Below are 647 nucleotides of genomic sequence, written 5' to 3'. Positions count from 1 at the left end.
AGTGACGAGTTTGTGACGGCCGGTCTCTAACTTTTCTTTTGTAAAGGCTGGATCATGGTAGGCATGGTTGTACCAACCTGTATGACCGACAACCGCAGTATCGTTGCCCACTATCAATGCTTTGTTTAACATGCTTTGTGGGTGACTTTTAAAGGTGTCGTGGATAGTCAATGTATGTTTTTTGGCCGACTTTGCTTCCCAGTAATCATGGTTACCTGGTATAAAATAAATCTTAGCGCCGGATTGAGCTTGTAATTTTTCCACAAATGCAATGGTCTTCTCGTAATGGTTAGAGATGTCACCGCCGATAAAGACTTCGTCTAGTGCTTGGTCGTTGATGTAGGCGGATAGGGTATGAAGAAAGTCTGTTTCTTGTAGGGTCTTACTGCGGTCGATATGTATATCTGATATAAATCCTAGTTTCATTTGTTTCACCCTTATTCTTGGAATCAACTCTATTCTACCATATAGCTTGAGAAGGCATATTAATTGAATTTCTACTGTCGAAAGCATACCATGAGTTTATAGACAAAAACTAGGAGGTATTATATATGGTAGACAATATTCAACCATTCACACAAGATGAATTTGAGAAAGAGATTAAGGATTTTCAAGAGATTACAGCAAATGTGGCGAAAGGGTTCTTA

General features: G+C 39.1%; 1 protein-coding gene. It reads right to left on the bottom strand.

Features of this window, described 5'->3' with window-relative positions:
• On the bottom strand, window positions 1-426 hold a 426-nt coding region (locus ACRCJ0_RS18125; RefSeq protein WP_431391527.1), incomplete at its 3' end, for a metallophosphoesterase.
• Window positions 427-647: the final 221 nt, after the last annotated feature.

The sequence above is a fragment of the Aerococcus sp. L_32 genome (assembly GCF_050689315.1).
The sequence above is the reverse complement of the archived record's forward strand: the minus strand, read 5'-3'. Positions and strand labels throughout refer to the sequence as shown.